The following is a 17,006-nucleotide window of genomic DNA, read 5'->3' on the forward strand; positions in this document are numbered from 1 at the left end:
GGGAGGGTCCTTTCTTTCGTGGTTCTGCGTGATTTAGCGCGAGGCAATCTCGCGCGTGAAGCGGGTGATGGCTTCGAGCCCGTTGCCTGCGCGCCAGGCGCCCGTGAGCTCGAGGTGGGGGAGGGCAGCGTCGGCCCCCCGGGTCTGTGTTTCGAGAGCCTCCGCGAGGGCCTCGAGGGCGGCCGTGTGGCCGGGACCGGATTGGCGCATGGTGCCGGTCCAGTCGGTGAGGGCCCAGTCAGCAACGGAGAGGTCCGACGCCTGCAGGCCAAAAATCGCGGCCGCATCGTGGATCGCGAGCTCGGGGAACCGTTCGGTATCGGGCAGGGAGCCGTCGGCATCTGGGTTGTAGGAGAGCCGCACGACGTTCCGCCCTGGTTTCGAGGCCTCCGCAGCACGGTGGATGTGTTCCCATTTCGCGCTCGCGTGGGTCATGGCCTTCGCGCGGATCGCGGTCGAGGCGGGGTCAACGAGCACGCCGTTGCCGCGCGGCTTCGCGTTCAGCTCCGGGTTGTCGAGCACGAGGGTCGCGAGCCGCACGGGCGTTGCGGGAGCGACGGGAATGAGGTCCGCAATGGCGGGGGCCGAGGCGCTCAAAAGGTGCCGAGCAACCTCGGGGCCGGTCGCGATTACGAGGCTGCGCGCCTTGAACTCGCGCGTGACGGCCGTCGCTTGCGTTGCAGCAGTGACGATCCACGCGCGCTCCTCGCTCGAGGCACGCAGCCCGGTGACGGGCGTGTGGGTGAAGATATGCCCGCCGTGCGCTTCGATATCACGCGCGAGAGCTTTGGGTAGCTCCGCCATCGACGGTTCGAGCGAATGGACGGCGGAGCCCGAGCTTGAGCGCACCCCGCGTTGGTCGAGGATTTCGTCGATGGCCTTGTGGGCGTTTCCGAGTTCTTGCACGCGCCTCGCGAGGCGGGGCATGACGGCGCGAAGCTCGAGCTTCTCCGGATCAGCCGAGTGCACGCCCCGAATGATCGGGGTGACGAGCCTCTCCAGCACGGCTTTTCCGTAGCGCGCCCGCACGAACTCGGCGACGGTGACGTCATCGCCCGTGGCGCGCTTCGCCGGGACGAGGCGTTCGCGCCAGGCGCGCAGCGCTCCCCAGAACCCGAGTGCCTCGCGCACATCCTTCGCGAGGGGCTTCGCGGGCATGCCGAACACGGCGTTGCGCGGCGAGGCGTACGCGCGATCGTCGCCCACGATGAAGCTCGAGCCGGTCGCGGGTGCGACCACGCGATCCCCGAGGCCGAGATCGTTGACGAGACCGAGCATGGCGCCGCGACCGATCGCGAACGCTTCCGCCCCGGTGTTGGTTTCGATTCCTTCGAGAGTGTGCGACCAGACCGCTCCCCCCACGTTGTCTTTCGCTTCGACAACGAGTACCTGCTCGCCCTTGAGGGCGCGCTCGCGGGCGTAGATCAGACCGGATACCCCTCCGCCGATCACGACGGTGTCAATCGTGCGCATGACGAGTGCTCCTACTGTTCGTGGATGAACGCCACGAGATCGGTGAGGACCTGCGGGTCCGTGTCCGGTGGAACCCCGTGGCCGAGGTTGACGACGTGCCCGACTGCCGCGCGGCCCTCACGCACGATGCGCGCGGCCTCGGCGAAACGGGCTTCTTCCGAGGAGAAAAGGAGGGCGGGGTCGAGGTTGCCCTGAACGGCAGTGCCGGCGGGCAGGGCTTCAACCGCGGTGGGGATGGGGGTGCGGTGATCGAGTCCGACGGTTGTTGCGCCCGCCTCGTGGATGGCGCTGAGCATGTGGCCCGTGCCCACGCCGAAGTGGATGCGGGGAACATCGAGGTCACGCACGTGGTCGAGCGCGGCTCGCGAGAACGGAAGGACGTGCGCGCGGTAGGTCGCTTCGGCGAGGGAACCCGCCCACGAGTCGAAGAGCTGCACGGCGCTCGCACCCGCCTCAACCTGGGCGCGAAGGAACTCACCGGAGATATCGGCGACCCACTGTGCGAGGCGTGCCCACAGTTCAGGCTCGGCGGTCATGAGGGCGCGCGCGCGGAGGTGATCGCGGCTCGGGCGGCCCTCGACCATGTAGCTCGCGACCGTGAAGGGGGCTCCGCAAAAACCGATGAGGGGCGTCGCGCCGAGCTCGCGGGTCGTGAGGCGCACGGCCTCGCGGATGGGCTCGAGGGCGGCGCGGTACACGTCATCGACCGGGGGGAGTGCGTCGATGTCGGCTTTCGAACGGATCGGGTGGGCGAGCACGGGGCCGATGCCGGGCTCGATGCTCACGTCAATTCCCGCGATTTTGAGCGGCACCATGATGTCGGAGAAGAAGATGCCTGCATCGACCTTGTGCCTTCGCACGGGCTGGAGAGTAATTTCCGTGACGAGCTCGGGCAGGAGGCAGCTTTCGAGCATGCTCGTGCCTTCGCGTACCTCTCGATATTCGGGAAGCGAGCGCCCGGCCTGGCGCATGAACCACACGCTCGGCGACTCGGAAGCGACCTCCGCACCACGGCCTGCGAGCCGCTTCACGAGGGCGCTCTCGCGCGCGGGAAGGGAGACTGGTGGCAGTTCAGAATGTGGCGTGGTCATCGCCTCTATTGTGCCCGATCTCGATGAGAAAGAAGTCCCCGCGCCGTAGGCTTGCTGCATGCTTATTGCGCTGCGCGCCACACACGACAACCTTGGGCTCGAAGGACTCGAACGCATCACCCGCGGCTCCGAGAACCTCGATGCGCGCCTTGCCGCGCTCAATGAGGCCCACCCCGAGCAGCCGCTCACCGGCTGGGTGTGCCTCGCGACGTGCAACCGCCTTGAGGTTTACGCCGATGTTGACCGTTTCCACGACGCGATCGACCTCGTCACGCGCGCCGTGACCGACACGAGCGGTCTTCCTCCGGAAGAGGTCGCGCGCATGCTCCTCGTCGATGCGGGCAGCATTTCCGCACGTCATATGTACGAAGTGGCGTCGGGTATGAACTCTCAGGTGCTCGGCGAGGCCGAGATCACCGGACAGGTGCGCATGACCTTCTCGAGCGCCCTCGCCTCGGGGCACACCACGACCCTTCTCAACGACCTCTTCCAGGGCGCGTTGCGCACCGCGAAGCAGGTCTCGTCGAAAACGAAGGTGGGGGCTGCGGGCCGAAGCTCCGTCGCGGTCGCGCTCGACTCCGCGCACCTGTTCACGACCGAGCTCGAGGGGCGTGAGGCGCTCCTCATTGGCACGGGTGCACTCGCGCGTGTCGCGAGCGCCGAGCTTCACCGAAGAGGCGTCGGAACCTTGCGCGTGTACTCCCCGAGCGGTCGCGCTCGTCAGTTTGCCGATTCGCACGGCGCCACCCCCGTCGCGCCCGAGGAGCTCGAGGCGGCCCTTTCGCGCGCAACCGTGGTGATTGCGGCCTCCGGCGGTGGCACCCACGTGATCGATTCGGTGACGCTTGAACGTGCCCTCGAGGCTCGTGCAACGAGCGAAGAACTCGTGATCCTCGACCTTGCCCTCCATGCCGATGTTGACCCGGCAGCGGCGGCGCTTCCGGGTGTGCGAGTGCTGGTGCTTGAGTCGATCCGCGCTGGTGAGAGTGCCCGCGGCGAAGTCGAGCGCGCGCGAGAGCTCATTGATACGGGGGTTGTGCGCTTTGAGGAGCGTCAGCAGATCCGCGCCGTCGATCCGGCCGTGAGCGCGCTGCGCCGCAGCGTGAAGGACATGATCGTTGTCGAGGTGGAGGAGGTTCGGCGCTCTGCGGGCGATGCTGCCGCCGAACAGGTGCAGCGCTCCCTGGGGCGCGTGTACAACAAGCTCTTGCATTCGCCGATGGTGCGCGCGCAAGAACTCGCGAAAACCGGGCAGGCCGATCAGTTCCTCGGAGCGGTCCATACGATCTTTGGGGTGGACGTTACGGGAACGTTGAGCGTCGATGGGGCCGGGCAAGCGTCGGACCCCGAAGGCCCCGGACGTGACGGGCTCGAGAGGCCGCCCATGAGCGTCGCAAAAATGGAACAGATGCGACGCGAACTGGAAGCAGCTCGCGAGGGCGAGGCCCAGGAGGGTGCAGAGGCCGAGAAACAGGGAGGAAACCATGTTTGATGACCGCGTCGAGATCGGCGAAAGCGCCGAAGCGCGCCTTCGTGCGCTCCTGAGTGATGAGGCCCCGGCCTCGAGCGCGAGTGCCTTCGCGCATCTTCCCACGCTGCTTGTTGAAGGTGATGACACGCCCAAGGCGATCCATGCGCGGATCGACCTTGCCTTGCTGTGCGCGGTCGAGGGTCTTCTCGACAGCGCCCTCTACCAGATCGATGAGCTCACGAAAGACGCCCGCCGCGTTCGAGACGCCACCGGCGACGCCACGATCGTCGAGCGCGCGGACGCGTCAAGGGACGCAATCGAGCGGGTCGCCTGATCACCAGCGGAAACCTTCGTCCCCTAGCTGCTGATCAACAATTTCAGCCATAGACTTCGAGTACGATGCAGTGATGTGATTCGCGTCGAGGAAGACGTACATATTGCCAATGATTGGTTCGCACCGGGCCTCGGGACAGATGTAACGGTTGAGATCGAGAGCGTGGTAACCAGCCGCTGAAATGGTTGCCCTATCCGGGCGTTCAGCGATGATTTCTGGACTAATCTCTTCTACGCAGTCCACAGATGGATCATCTTTATGTTCAATCGCGCATCCGCTTGGGCTTGTCTTGAGACGGGGGATATCGCGAGTCGCGATGATACGGATGCCCTTATTCGAGAACTTCTCTGCAAGCTTGAGAGCTCCCTCGTTTACGACCTCGTGTCCGTTTTCGTCGACGAAGGTGGTTTGAAGCGCGATTGCCGAAGGCTGAAGTTCGAGGAGGTATTGCGTTGCTTCTGAGGTGAAAGGTTCGCAGAAATCGTGTTTGTTCATGCCCACCGCACAACCTGGCACTGTGAGCTCCATGACGTCCCAGTGATGTTTCTGCGCTGTTGGCAGTATTGAGGCCCCTGTTTGCTCCATGCGTGAGCTTCCGATCACAACGAGCATGTTCTTGCCAGTGATGGGGCCCTTTCGCGAAGTCCTGCAGGAAGCTTTTTTCCAGTTCGTGGTGTCAGGAGCTCCGGCTTCCTCACATTCGGGACCGGCATCGAACCAGTCGTCGGGTAGGTCCGCCTCGGTGGGAAGAGTCGTGACGTTTGGGTCATTCGTTGGGTCATACAGCTTCGGGTCCGCGATTGTGCGCGCACCTGGGTTGTTGATCACCGCGAGCTTCTCAAGCTTTGCCTGATGCGCGGCGATCAGCGCTTGAGCCCCCACGACGGGAATCAATCCGATCACCACCGTCGCAACTGCCACACCGACGGAACGGTGGGTCTTCGCGCCGGCCCACTTCCATCGGCGGAACGGAGTGTCCACAAACTTGGTAATAAGCCACGCAAGGCCGAGGCTTGCGATCACGAGGACCACGCCGAGCCAGAATGACGCTTTGGGGATTTCGAGAACCTGGAGCGTAAGGACGAGTAGTGGCCAGTGGGCGAGATAGAGACCGTAGGAAATGCCGCCAAGCTTCTGGAGCGGCTTCGAGCTAAGGATTGGGTTGTAGCCCATGATCATGACGAAGGCTGCAGCACCTAGAGGCCAAATGGCGAGCCAGCCGGGGAACTTCCCGGCGACATCCACGAGCATGCCCATCGATACGAGCGCGAGAACACCAACCATCGACAGGGCGAAACGCCACGGGCGCCCCTTCGGACTATTGGGATGAAGCGTATCGGTGCGCTCGGCGATAAGCGGAAGGGCGATCGCGACGAGCCCGCCAAGACCGAACTCCCAGAATCGAGCGAACGTATCGAAGTACGCGGTCTGCTGGTCTTGGGCGGTCTCCACAACCGACCAGATGAAACTCGCGAGAGTGACGGCGCCGATCGCGATACCGCTCGTTGACCACACGCGAATGTTGTGCTGGTGCTGGTTCTTAGGCGGGAAGCGGCGCTCGAACGCCTTTAGCCCCAGAGCAAGGAGTGCAAAGAGCAGAGGCCAGGCGAGAAACACCTGGCCCTGAATTGAGAGCGACCAGAAGTGCTGAAATGGGCTCGCCACGGTGCGATCGGCAGCGTAGTAGTCGGTGGCCTGATTGATGAGCCACCAGTTTTCGCCCTGAATAAGGGTGAAGAACGCATCCTTGAGCATCGGCACGTATGTGCTTGCGGGGAGGAAAAGGTAGGTCGCGGCCAAAATCGCGAACGTCACGACGACCGTAGGTGGAAGCAGGCGCTTGAACGTTCGCCCCCAATACCCCACGGCCGCAATTGGCTTGCCGGTCTCCATGCGTCGCACGAACGTTCCGGTGAGGAAGTACGCGGAGATGAACAGGAAAACGTCAACGCCGCCCGAAACGCGCCCAACGAACACGTGGTAGACCACGACGAGGAAAACGGCGAGGCCCCTCAACCCGTGGACGTCAGTGCGAAAGACACGCTTTTCCTTCGGGGGCTCCGCACGATGAGTGGGAGCAGATGCTGCAGATGAAGACATAAAACCGATTCGATAGGGGCGGTAGGTCGCTCGGAACTAGATATTGGCTGAAATCTCTGGCGAAAAAACAGCGCACGCGGCTCGATAAAGATCATACGGGTCAGAGACCGCCGTGAGCTCGCGACACGAGTGCATTGAGAGGATCGGAACACCCACATCGACCGTAGTCATACCAAGGCGCGTCGCGGTGATCGGGCCGATCGTGGAGCCACACGGCATCGCATTATTCGACACAAACTCCTGGTACTCCACGCGTGCGAGTGCGCAAGCACGAGCCCAAAAGGCTGCGCCATGGGCGTCGGTCGCGTAGCGTTGATCGGCGTTGATCTTGAGAATGGGACCCTTCCCCGCAACGGGGTGGTTGGCAGGGTCGTGGCGCTCCACGTAATTCGGGTGGATAGAGTGTCCGACGTCAGAGGAGACCACAATGGAGCGACTGAACGCGCGTCGCCTCTCCTCATCACTTGCGCCAAGAGCGGCGTACAGGCGCGCGAGGACGTCCTCAAGGAACGGGCCGGCGGCACCTGAGCGGCTCGCAGAACCAACCTCCTCGTGATCGTTCGCAACGAAAAGTGCGATTGGCCCGTCTGCTGCGCATTCGTGTTCCGCCATCGCACGCATCCCTGCGAAAGTCGAGAGGAGATTATCGAGGCGGGCGCTTGCGAGAAACTCCTTGCGAGAACCGATCAGCTGAGGAGCTTGCGCGTCGACCGTCACGATGTCGTAGCCGGCGATGTCTTCTGCATTGACACCCGCGATCTGAGCGAGGTCGGCGAGCACGTCGTGCTCACCGTTTTCACCGAGACCCGTGATGGGTTGAAGATGCTTTTGGGGGTCGAGCTTGAGGCCGTCCCGGTTCACGCCGCGGTCGAGATGAACGGCAAGCTGGGGAACCCTTAAATATGGGCCGGTTTCGACCAAGAGTTCCTCGCCGCTCTTGAGTACGAGCCGCCCGGCAAGTTTGAGGTCACGGTCGAGGAAGGAATTGAAAAGCGCGCCGCCGTAGACTTCGACACCGACCTGGTTAAAGCCATGCGAGGTGATCGAGCTCTTGGGCTTGAGTTTCAATGCAGGAGAGTCAGTGTGAGCACCAAAGACGCGAAGCGGGGTTGTTCCCGAAGCGTCGACGGGAAGCGCGAAAGCGACAATAGAGCCATCACGGCAGACAACATAACGCCCTCCGGGAGCGATATCGGTCCACGCGGAAGCCTCACACAGGTCAACGTAGCCATTGTTCTTTAGGTGCGTTCGCACGGTCTCGACGGTATGAAAAGAGCTGGGGGAGGACTTCACGAATTCCCCCAGGTCCTCGGCAAAAGCGCGCGCATCCTTGACAGCTGTTTGATTCACGATAGCTCTCCTCGCAACGATCCATGCTTCCGGCCCACTATAGTTGGGGCGAGTTGTTGTCAGCGGTAGGAGGCGTCATGAATCAGCAAAAACCACGCACGTCGATCATCATGCCGGTGTACAACACTGCAGCGAGTGTCGTGCGCGCAATTAAGTCAGTACAGGCACAAACGGACCCTGACTGGGAGCTCGTGGTGATCATAGATGCGTCACCGGACCACGCTAAAGACGTGATTGAGCAGTACCTCGAGGCCAATCCAGACCCGAGAGTCAGGGTCTTTGCCTTTGACGAGAATAGGGGCGTTTCAGCTGCGCGCAACACTGGACTCGAGAAGGCCCGCGGTGAATGGCTTGCATTCTTGGACTCCGATGATGCCTATGAACCACGGTTTCTTGAAGCGCTTCACACCGCAGCACATCAGTCCTCATCAGAGATAGCAGTGTGTGCCCACAAGCTGATCTCAACGGAAGGAACCGAACGCGTTCGAGAACGCGCCGCACAAGGAGAAATGGACGGCCGCGATGCCGTCATCGCGCTATTGCACGACTCCTTCACCCCTTACCTGTGGGACAAAATTTTTCTGAGGGACACCGTGCGTGATGCGAGGTTTGCCGAAGAGATTCACCGTGCGGAAGACGCACTTTTCGTCTTGAATGCGCTGATGGGTGCCCACGATATTGTCGTCACGTCTGAAGCGCTCTACCGGTACACGGTTGATGCCGGTGGCCTCACGTGGGGTCGAGTCACGCCGGTGAGGGAAAGCGACGCCCTTGTCGCCCTTATGGCGGAGGCGACTAAAGCTCGCCCGGAAGATTCCACGGTGCATTCAGCTTTAACCGTCTCGAAGGTCCTTACTTACCTCAACAACGCTCAGCAAGCGTTGGTTGTGGATTCGCAGGCATCAAAGGAAGCGCTTTCGCAGATCCGCAACCGTATTTCGCTCCGAGACGCGTTGACGTGCTTCAAGGTGCGTCCGATCTTCGGAGCAGCGGGGCTTCTTCTGAAGGTATCGCCTTCCTTGTACCGTTCCCTTTACGGGTTTTACATTAAACGTCGTTACGGCATGGCATTTCGCTCGAGCGACCTACCGTCTTGATGCCGGGAGCGATTAACCGACCGCTTCATGACCGCGAGATGGACGAGGACTCCTGCTGCAGGGCCACAATAGAGGGCCACCATCACTCGCCCAATGATGTCGATGGGTACAGCAAATAGAAGAGCCGTGGTCGTCACCGCCGCGATGGCCCACCCTGCCAGGTACGTTCTATGGAGGTCGAGGGCAAGTACTGCCGTGCCCGAAAGGACAAGGAGCGCCATGATTGCGGACCCAAACGTCAAAGCTCCGAGCACCAGGCCACGTGCCACAGAAGCATACGCGCCTTCGGCTCCCGGTTTTGGCGGATAGATCAGCAAGAATAGCCAAGGGCCAAGGACATACGCAGCGATAGCTCCCACAGCTCCGACGCCCAAGAGCGCGCCCGCTGGTCGGGCGAATGCTGCCAGTGGCCTGTGCCGTTGCCGAAGAAATGAGGCGATGGCAACGCCCTGGAAGGCCTGCAATGGAATCATGATCGGAGAACGGCAGATCGAGACGGCAAGTATTAACGCGCCCATCACAAGGAAGGTTTCTGAGCCAACCGGGGCGTTTTGACTTGCGTTGAGAAGAACAGGAAAGCCCGTGACTAGTACCGCGGATGCGGTAGAAGAGCCCATCGCGAGCCCCACATTGCGCATCAACCTCCCGTAGGGAACATCGGCTCGACCACGAAGTAAACCACGAGCTTTTGGGCTGATGATGGTAAGAACAATCCAAAAGAGGACGGGTGAGACGGCCGCTGCTTCGAGTCCAAGCAGCGAAGCCGCGCCTACGGAAACAACGGCCATCGCCGCCAGGCGCCACAGAGCCTCCCCTCCGCCGCAAACGGAAAAGAGCATCCATTTCCCGGCTCCCGCGGAAGCTCCGCTCACCGCGGCATGAAAGGCGTAGAGCCCGACACCACCGCAGAGAAGCGCAACCGAGGCGAACGTGTGCGAGGGGAGGGTAGAGGGCCCCCACAGAGGCGATGTCAACGCGGTTAGTATCGCGCACGCACCGCCAACTGTTCCCGCTGCGAGCACGACGGGGGCGCCTTCTGCCTGACCGCGAATGTGCACCGCGCCTACGGCGCGAGTGACCTCCTGTTGAATTCCGGCGATGATTCCGAAAATGCCAAACAGTACAGACCAGAAAAGAAGAAACTCTGTGACTTCCGCCGGCGGCAGGTAGCGGTTGGCGAACCACGTGGCAAGTAACGCTGAGAGAGCGGCACAAGCCGAAGCTGCCAGGATCGCGGCAGACTCGAGCTTGGTGACGGTTCGTGCGTTACTTGACGACATGCGTTGCGAGGTTCTTTACTCCCTGCCATTTTTTCGCCATAGCGGCCTTGGGGAGTAGCGCTAGAGCGTGCAGCCGTGACGATACGTGGGCGCGTGAAATGAGGGCGGCGCGGTTCCAGCCGCGAGCGTTCATTTCTTGAGAAATCTGGTAGAAGAAGCGCCGCTCCTCGTCGAAACGGGTGCCTTCCAGGGCACGCCACGACGAATCGGATCCGCGGTGGCGGCGATACATGAAGGCAACTGTTTGGTCGTAGTAAAGCGCGCCGCCGCTCGTGGCGACATCAAGCACGAGAGCTACGTCCTGAACCACGTTCAAACCTTCGCGGAAGCCGATCCCGACGATAGTGTCGGCACGCCATCCGAGCGAGGGGAAGTACAGCCAATCACCGCGGATAATGGAGACTGCGAGCTCCTCGCCGCGTAGGAGAGTGGTTTTTGAAGGGCGGTAGTGCTCTTTGACTTTTTCCACCAGGGTGTTGGAAAGAGCGTTGTTCTCGTCGATCACAACGCAACCCGGCTGGAAAATCTGCGCCTCAGGGTTCTTGGCGGCAGCGTCCACGAACCAATCGATGTAGTTCGGGAGCATGATGTCGTCTGCCCCCATGACGGTGACAAGGTCGTTTTCTACGAACCCCAGGGCTTTCGTGTAGTTGCCATTGGCGCCCAGGTTCTTTTCATTACGCATATAGGTGATGCGCGAATCGCCAAGGGACTCGAACCAACCGGGGATTGAATCGTCAGGGTAACCGTCGTCGACAACGATGAGTCGCCAGTCCGGGTTGGTTTGCCGGATGACGGAATGTACGGCCTGCTTCATGAAATCAACATCGCCATAGAAGGGGAACAAAATATCAACAGTCACGGTGATCTCCAAGTCGCTAGTGAATGGTTAGTGAGGGTAGCTGGTCATTACTCATCGCAACCTGTGATGCGGTAGAGATAGGCATTTCCCCGCTGATGAACAAGCTTCAATTTCTTCGTTTTTTCAAGGTGGTTGAATCCGGGGGTCGTGAAGTAATCGTTATCGATCGCTGGGCCTGCGAAGTGCACAACGTAGTCGTAATCTTGCCCGTTAATCGCCGCGCATACTACTGGGTCTTCATCAATTTCATCAAGGTGCTTGAAGAGGTAGTCCTCTGTTCTCGATTCGTGCTCGAGGAGGTGGTGTGTCGACACATTGAGTCCGGTGAAGGCGTAGATGAGTCCTTCCCCTCGCCACGGGTTAGCAAAAATCTTGTCGTGGGGGCCTACATATTCAGGGAGTTCATGCATGAAAGTCAGCTCTTGCTGGTTGACCGAATTGGTTCGAGCCGCAAGCTTGTAGGAGCGCTCGATGTTGTCGATATGTGAATCCATAGCGGGAGTCGCTTGAGTGGTGGCGATCAAGGCAACGGCGCCAAGAGCGGCGACGAGGGGGAGCCCTCCACGGAACTGCCCAAGCTGGCGAATTTTTCGATAAATCCACTTGCAGGCGTAGCCAACGCCAAGAGCTCCCGCAGGTATAAGGAATAGGCCCATTTGCGCGTAAAGCCTGTTTGCGTCCGAGTACCAGACGCCTACGAGGAAGCGCCGAGCGGACCCGAAGTCCCACGAGGCGGCGGCGACCCAGAGGAAAGCGCACAGACTCCACAGAGTGAGGGGAAGATAGAATCGCGTGTGAAGCGCTCCGACGATCGCGAGAATCAGAAGAACGAGGATATGCCATTGAGGGATCCCGTTCACAGGCGAATTGATGATGACTTGGCCAATCGCGCCCAAAGTGTCGGTCACGGGTCCCCACGTCTCGGGCGCCTTTCCTGGCGGTCGGATCTTCACCCACGCAATGATGGTGGCACCGAAGAGTACGACCGAGCCGCCTGCATGGATCGCGATGAGTCGCCATCCTTTTCGGCGCGCTGCATAGCGCGCCGTGAGGTACATAGTGGTCACCGTGGATCCAGCCAGAACCATGAGCGCTGCCGTCGGGTGAGCAAGAGCGGTTCCCAGAGCTCCGACGGCACCGATGGTGAGTGTCGGCACTACTCGGAGATTCAATCGACGTGCTTGCCCAATGAAGGCGAAGAACGGAATGTACATGGCAGGCAGGAGACAGTATCCCAAGAGATTCGGGTAGAGAACGCCATAGTCGACAAAGGTAAATGGGAAGGCGGGGACTCCAGCGAGGATCACGCCTGCTGGAAAGAGTGAACTGCGCAGGATGCTGCCCGGCATGAGTACATAGATGAGTGCGATCATCGATACCGGCCAGATCACGCAAAGGGTGGCGATGATGCTGGAATTGGTCAAAAGGCCAACGTCGTGAACCCCGGAAGTGAGGCCCGTAAGCGAAGTGAGGCCATGCCATGCTGACGGGTAGAACTGCGACTCCCACGGCGCTGATGTCATGGATAGAGCATCGAGACTCGAACCGTTTTGGGTTTCGATCATCCAGCGCACCTCGTTGAGGTGAAAGATCGCATCGAATTTCTGTGAAAATGCGTATGGCGATCCCAGGAAGTTTTTGACGTGGCGCAGCATAAGAGCGAAGGAGCCCAGGACGGTGATGACTGCAAGGCTCGGTGCGCTCGTCAGGATGTACCAAACGTTTTCTTTCCTGACTTTCGGAAGTCTCACACCCGCCCTGAGTGAGTTTCGGTCGCGAGCCAACCGAACTGAGAGCGCAACGGCTGAGAGAGCGACAGTCAAAAGGATGACCGGAAGGGGGCCCCATGCGAGCCGCACAAAAGGTGCAGCTATTGCAGCGATGGCGATGATGCCAATTGATGTGAGCGGGGACAAGAAAAATGCTGTGAGCGGGCGACTTCCGACGCTGAGGTTCAACACCAAGCCCGGTACCGTCACCCACAGGCACGCGACGACCGCCGGGAGGAGCAGAGGTAGCCAGGTCATGTGCCGCCTTTTCTCGGAGCAAGAAGTACTTCACGAGCGTATACCGGATCACGGAGTGAGTATGGTTCAAACGCGGGTGATGTTCGTTTCCCTGGAAGCGGAGGCTTCACCATTCACGATGGTCCGTGCCTTTACACTGGGTGTCAGAACGCGCTGCAGCGCCTAGATCGCACTGTTGAGAGAGGTTCCGTTTCGGTGGAAGGTTCCCCTGAGAAGAAGATTCTCGTCATCATGCCCGCCTGGAATGAGGAAGATACGATCGGTTCCACGATCGAGGAGATCCGGCAGGCGGTGCCGTGGGTTGATGTTCTCGTCGTGAACGATGGCTCTGCTGATCGCACCTCCCAGATCGCGAAAGCCTCCGGGGCTATCGTCATGGATCTTCCCTTTAACCTCGGTGTTGGTGGGGCCATGCGCGCCGGTTATACGTTCGCGAAGAAATATCATTACGACAGTGCGATCCAGGTGGATGCCGATGGGCAACACGACCCGAGAGATATCCCCGCCGTTCTCGCTGGGCTCGAGCGCGCTGATATTTCAATTGGGGCCCGCTTTGCCGAAAAAGGAAACTATAAAGCGTCGGGGCCTCGATGGTGGGCGATGCAGATGCTTGCATGGATCCTCTCTCGATTAGGGAAAACTCGCCTCACCGATGCGACCAGTGGCTTTCGGGCAGGTAACCGCCGGGCGATTGAACAGTACGTTCGGCACTTTCCCGCCGAATACCTCGGCGACACGATTGATTCGCTCGTTGTTGCTGTCCGTTCCGGACTCACCGTGACTCAGGTTCCCGTTGAAATGCGGCCCCGCCAGGGTGGGACGCCCTCGGCAGCGCCTTGGAAAGCGGCCATCTACCTTTTCAGAGCCATGTTCTCGATGTTCATTGCGCTTACGCGTAAACCCCTCAAGCGTCCGCTCGATCAGGAGGAGGAAGTATGAGTCGCCTTCTCGTTCTCGGTGCCGCTATTTTCGCGATCATCGTCGTGTTTTTGCTGCTGCGCTCAGGGCGACTTCGCGAAAAGTATGTCGCCCTCTGGGTTGTGGTCGGCGGAGGGGTCGTTCTGCTCGCGATCTTCCCGAGGCTTCTCCAAATCGCGGCTGACCTCCTCCATTTTAGGGTGCCCTCGAACCTCCTGTTCGTGTTATCCATCGTCATGCTGCTCGGCATCATTGTGCAGCTCTCGCTCGAGCTTTCAGCGATGGAGGAAGAAACACGAACCCTCGCAGAACACGTGGCGATTCTTGATACCGAGGTCAGCTCACTTCGCCGCCAAGTCGCGCGAGAATTTTCCGTCGCTGCGAGCGAGCTCAAGGAGCCGCGTAATGCGACGGTCGACCGCCTCACAGGTCCCATTCCACGCCTCAGCCACAAAGACCTTACCGAGAACGACTTCGAAGACTAGCCGCGCCTAAGAGGAGTCACCGTCGGACCCCGACTCTCCCGAGCGTTCCCCGAGCCGGATCCCAAGCTGCTCAAACCGCGCTGATACCTCTTTGGCGATCCCGCTTGTAAACGTACGGGTGAGGTGGTTGTCGTCCATGTACACGTAGGCGTTGCCCTGGATCGGAGCGCAGCGATCTTCGGGGCAGATGAGGTCGCTGAGATCCATGCGGTAGAGCTTGGCACCGCTCTGCCCGGTCATGCCGTCGAGGGTTTCGCTCGGGTCGTTCGCAGCAAGTTTTGAGCCCAGGTCAGCCCCGCAAGCCTCGTCGGCGAGTTTCGGGTCGCCGCCCGCGTTGATCACGGTCTCGGCGCACGTGTACAGGCTCGTCGGCCAGCGCGGCGCATCGCGAACGGCGAGCACGTTAGCGCCTTTATTTAGGACGGCTTGGATGCCTTCGCGGGTGCCGTCGGGGACCTTTTCCCCGGTGCCCGTGGGCGTTGCGGACGTGGAGGTCATGAGCACGAGGTCGGGGTCGTGCTCATCGATGGCCTTCATGACCTGGTCGAAATAGCCCTTGCAGTACTCGCCTTCCGCAAGCATCGAATCTTCGCGGAACGTGCATGCATTCTTCGTGAAGTTGATGATCTGCCAGTTTTTCGCCTTCGCTTCGTCGAGAAGGGTGGGGATGAACTGGCGCGAGTGCGAAGATCCCACCACGAGCACCGTCGCGTTCGTTTTCGCCTTGAGGGGCCGGAGGGTCTCGCACGGAATGTCTTTCGTGGCCGCGAGGGTGCCCGTGGGGTCGTCGCACAGGTGCGGGAGCTTGGGCCACTGGCCGTCCAGCTCAAAGCCCTTTGGGCTGAGGGTGTCGGGGTCGAAGGCCTCGGTGAGGGCGCGAGAGTCCTCGGGGGTGGAGGCAGTGATGGGGGTCGACGTTTGCAGGCTTGCAAGGTAGCCACGGAGACCAAATGCGCCGCCGAGAACGAGGGCGAGGCACGCGCCGATCACCGTGAGGGAGCGCCACCAGGGGGCACTCTTCCACGAGGGCTTACGAAAGCGCGAATCGACGAGTTTCGAGAGAATCCACGCGAGCACCATGCTTCCGGCGATGACGCAGAGGCCGTCGAGCGCGCCGGCACGCTTTTGGCCGGAGTGGGCGAGCCAGAGGATGAGAATCGGCCAGTGTACGAGGTAAAGGCAGTAGGAGCTCGAGGCGAGAGTGCGGGGGAGCTTCATCGTGAGGATTCTGTCGAAGCCCCATGACGTTCTCGAGTACCCAGCAACGATGATGAGAGCTGCGCCCGCGAGCGGCCAGAGGGCTATCCAGCCGGGGAAAAGCCCCTGGACGTTGAGCACGAGGCCAAGCGAAACGAGAAGGGCGAAGCCCGCCCAGCCCGCGAGTGCACGTAGGGCTCGGTGACGTGGCACGGTTGAGGACCCGGGTCGGGCGGCACCGAGAAAGCGGTCGAGTGTGGGAAGAGCGAGCGCAAGAAGCGTCCCGCACGCGACCTCCCATGCGCGCGCGGGCGTGGAGAAGTAGGCGGCCGACTGGTGGGTTGCCGTGTAGTAGATCGAGAAAGCGAATGACGCGGCGGCGATCACGGCGAAGAAGCCGAATGCGACGCGGCGCGGGTGTGCACTCTTCTTTGCGGTAAACTTCGCGCCGATGAACAAGAGCGGCCACGTAAGAAACACTTGGCCCTGGAGAGAGAGGGACCAAAAGTGTTGAAGCGGCGAGGCGGTCGAGGCGTCGAGCGCGTAGTAGTCCACGCTCGTGATCGACAGCCAAATATTCTGCACGTACGTTGCTGAGGCGATTGCGTGAGAGATCACGGTTTGCCACGAGGATTCGGGCAGGAGGACGTAGCTCCCGAAGAGCGTGCCAAGGATTGCGACCGTGGCTGGTGGCATGAGCCTCGTGAACGTGCGTAGCCAGTACCGCACGGGGCCGAAGGGCTTTCGAGCGTCGAGGCGCCGGGCGAAAGAGGATCCGAGAAGGAACGCCGAAATGAAGAGGAACACGTCTACGCCGCCCGAAACGCGCCCGAGCCACACGTGGTACACAACGATCATGAACACGCTCACGGCGCGAAGTCCCTCGATTTCGGGGCGGAAGTGGGAGGGCTGGGCCTTCTTGGCGGAAGCGGCGGGTTGTGCGCTCTTTTCGGGGTCGGGGTCGGGGGAGTCCGACGCTTGCTCGGCGACCTGTGGCCCCTGGTACCACACGAACGGCTCGCCCGTGTCTTCGGCGGCACCCCACGCGGCAATGTCTTCGCTTTCGCGCTCCTCGGCTTCCTGCACCCAGGAGAAGCCATCGAGGTCATCGAGGGCGGGATCTTGCGCGTCCTGGACGAAATCCTCGAGCGCAAAACTGGGGGCGCTTTCGCTTTTCGAAGGGGCACGGTGCCCGCGTGCGTTCGCCATGTGCCCTTCCGGTTTCGTGAACGTGGAACGATACAGAACCTTACAGGGCAAACGCGAAGGTGCTATCCCGCCCGCGTCGACGGTGTGCGCTCTCTCGTGGGAAAATGGCCCA

Annotated in this window: 13 protein-coding genes; 5 read left to right on the plus strand and 8 right to left on the minus strand. The window is 61.1% G+C overall.

Annotation, left to right across the window (positions count from 1 at the left end; genetic code table 11):
* Positions 1-33 precede the first annotated feature (33 nt).
* Both hemG and hemE read right to left on the minus strand, forming a co-directional pair.
* A complete protein-coding gene (gene hemG / locus M3B90_RS05075; RefSeq protein ID WP_259888938.1) occupies positions 34-1,473 on the minus strand; it encodes a protoporphyrinogen oxidase in 1,440 nt (479 codons plus the stop codon).
* Between the two features lie 11 nt (positions 1,474-1,484).
* Complete coding sequence (hemE, locus tag M3B90_RS05080) at positions 1,485-2,564, minus strand: uroporphyrinogen decarboxylase (RefSeq protein ID WP_259888939.1); 1,080 nt, start codon at positions 2,562-2,564, stop codon at positions 1,485-1,487.
* A gap of 58 nt (positions 2,565-2,622) precedes the next feature.
* On the opposite strand from hemE, the gene M3B90_RS05085 reads away from it, so the two are divergent.
* Both M3B90_RS05085 and M3B90_RS05090 read left to right on the plus strand, forming a co-directional pair.
* A complete protein-coding gene (locus M3B90_RS05085; protein WP_259888940.1) occupies positions 2,623-4,056 on the plus strand; it encodes a glutamyl-tRNA reductase in 1,434 nt (477 codons plus the stop codon).
* Positions 4,049-4,369, plus strand: a complete 321-nt coding sequence (locus M3B90_RS05090) for a hypothetical protein (RefSeq protein ID WP_259888941.1) — start codon at positions 4,049-4,051, stop codon at positions 4,367-4,369. Before M3B90_RS05085 ends, M3B90_RS05090 begins: the two co-directional genes overlap by 8 nt.
* Here M3B90_RS05090 and M3B90_RS05095 read toward each other — a convergent pair whose 3' ends face one another.
* Together M3B90_RS05095 and M3B90_RS05100 are read right to left on the minus strand one after the other, a co-directional pair.
* On the minus strand, positions 4,370-6,469 hold the full coding sequence (locus M3B90_RS05095; protein ID WP_259888942.1) for an acyltransferase family protein: 2,100 nt from the start codon (positions 6,467-6,469) through the stop codon (positions 4,370-4,372).
* 36 nt (positions 6,470-6,505) lie between these two features.
* Positions 6,506-7,819 carry a M18 family aminopeptidase gene (locus tag M3B90_RS05100; RefSeq protein ID WP_259888943.1) on the minus strand — a complete coding sequence of 438 codons (1,314 nt, stop codon included), beginning with the start codon at positions 7,817-7,819 and terminating at the stop codon, positions 6,506-6,508.
* A gap of 23 nt (positions 7,820-7,842) precedes the next feature.
* Here M3B90_RS05100 and M3B90_RS05105 point away from each other — a divergent pair, with 23 nt between their 5' ends.
* On the plus strand, positions 7,843-8,916 hold the full coding sequence (locus M3B90_RS05105; RefSeq protein ID WP_259888944.1) for a glycosyltransferase family 2 protein: 1,074 nt from the start codon (positions 7,843-7,845) through the stop codon (positions 8,914-8,916).
* Here the strand turns inward: M3B90_RS05105 and M3B90_RS05110 are convergent.
* The 3 genes from M3B90_RS05110 to M3B90_RS05120 are packed head-to-tail and all read right to left on the minus strand — an operon-like array spanning position 8,877 to position 13,085.
* Positions 8,877-10,196, minus strand: a complete 1,320-nt coding sequence (locus M3B90_RS05110; RefSeq protein WP_259888945.1) for a hypothetical protein — start codon at positions 10,194-10,196, stop codon at positions 8,877-8,879. The genes M3B90_RS05105 and M3B90_RS05110 overlap by 40 nt on opposite strands.
* Positions 10,183-11,058 (minus strand): glycosyltransferase family 2 protein, encoded by an 876-nt coding sequence (locus M3B90_RS05115; RefSeq protein ID WP_259888946.1) that lies wholly within the window; start codon positions 11,056-11,058, stop codon positions 10,183-10,185. The genes M3B90_RS05110 and M3B90_RS05115 overlap by 14 nt, the downstream gene beginning before the upstream one ends.
* 47 nt (positions 11,059-11,105) lie before the next feature.
* Complete coding sequence (locus tag M3B90_RS05120; RefSeq protein WP_259888947.1) at positions 11,106-13,085, minus strand: DUF6541 family protein; 1,980 nt, start codon at positions 13,083-13,085, stop codon at positions 11,106-11,108.
* Positions 13,086-13,316: 231 nt separating this feature from the next.
* On the opposite strand from M3B90_RS05120, the gene M3B90_RS05125 reads away from it, so the two are divergent.
* Complete coding sequence (locus tag M3B90_RS05125) at positions 13,317-14,024, plus strand: glycosyltransferase family 2 protein (RefSeq protein WP_259888994.1); 708 nt, start codon at positions 13,317-13,319, stop codon at positions 14,022-14,024.
* Positions 14,021-14,488, plus strand: coding sequence for a DUF2304 domain-containing protein (locus M3B90_RS05130; protein WP_259888948.1), 468 nt, complete (start codon positions 14,021-14,023; stop codon positions 14,486-14,488). The genes M3B90_RS05125 and M3B90_RS05130 overlap by 4 nt, the downstream gene beginning before the upstream one ends.
* Before the next feature lie 6 nt (positions 14,489-14,494).
* Here M3B90_RS05130 and M3B90_RS05135 read toward each other — a convergent pair whose 3' ends face one another.
* On the minus strand, positions 14,495-16,894 hold the full coding sequence (locus M3B90_RS05135; protein ID WP_259888949.1) for an acyltransferase family protein: 2,400 nt from the start codon (positions 16,892-16,894) through the stop codon (positions 14,495-14,497).
* Positions 16,895-17,006 lie beyond the last annotated feature (112 nt).

Source organism: Dermabacter sp. p3-SID358, from assembly GCF_025147465.1.
Taxonomy (GTDB): Bacteria; Actinomycetota; Actinomycetes; order Actinomycetales; family Dermabacteraceae; genus Dermabacter.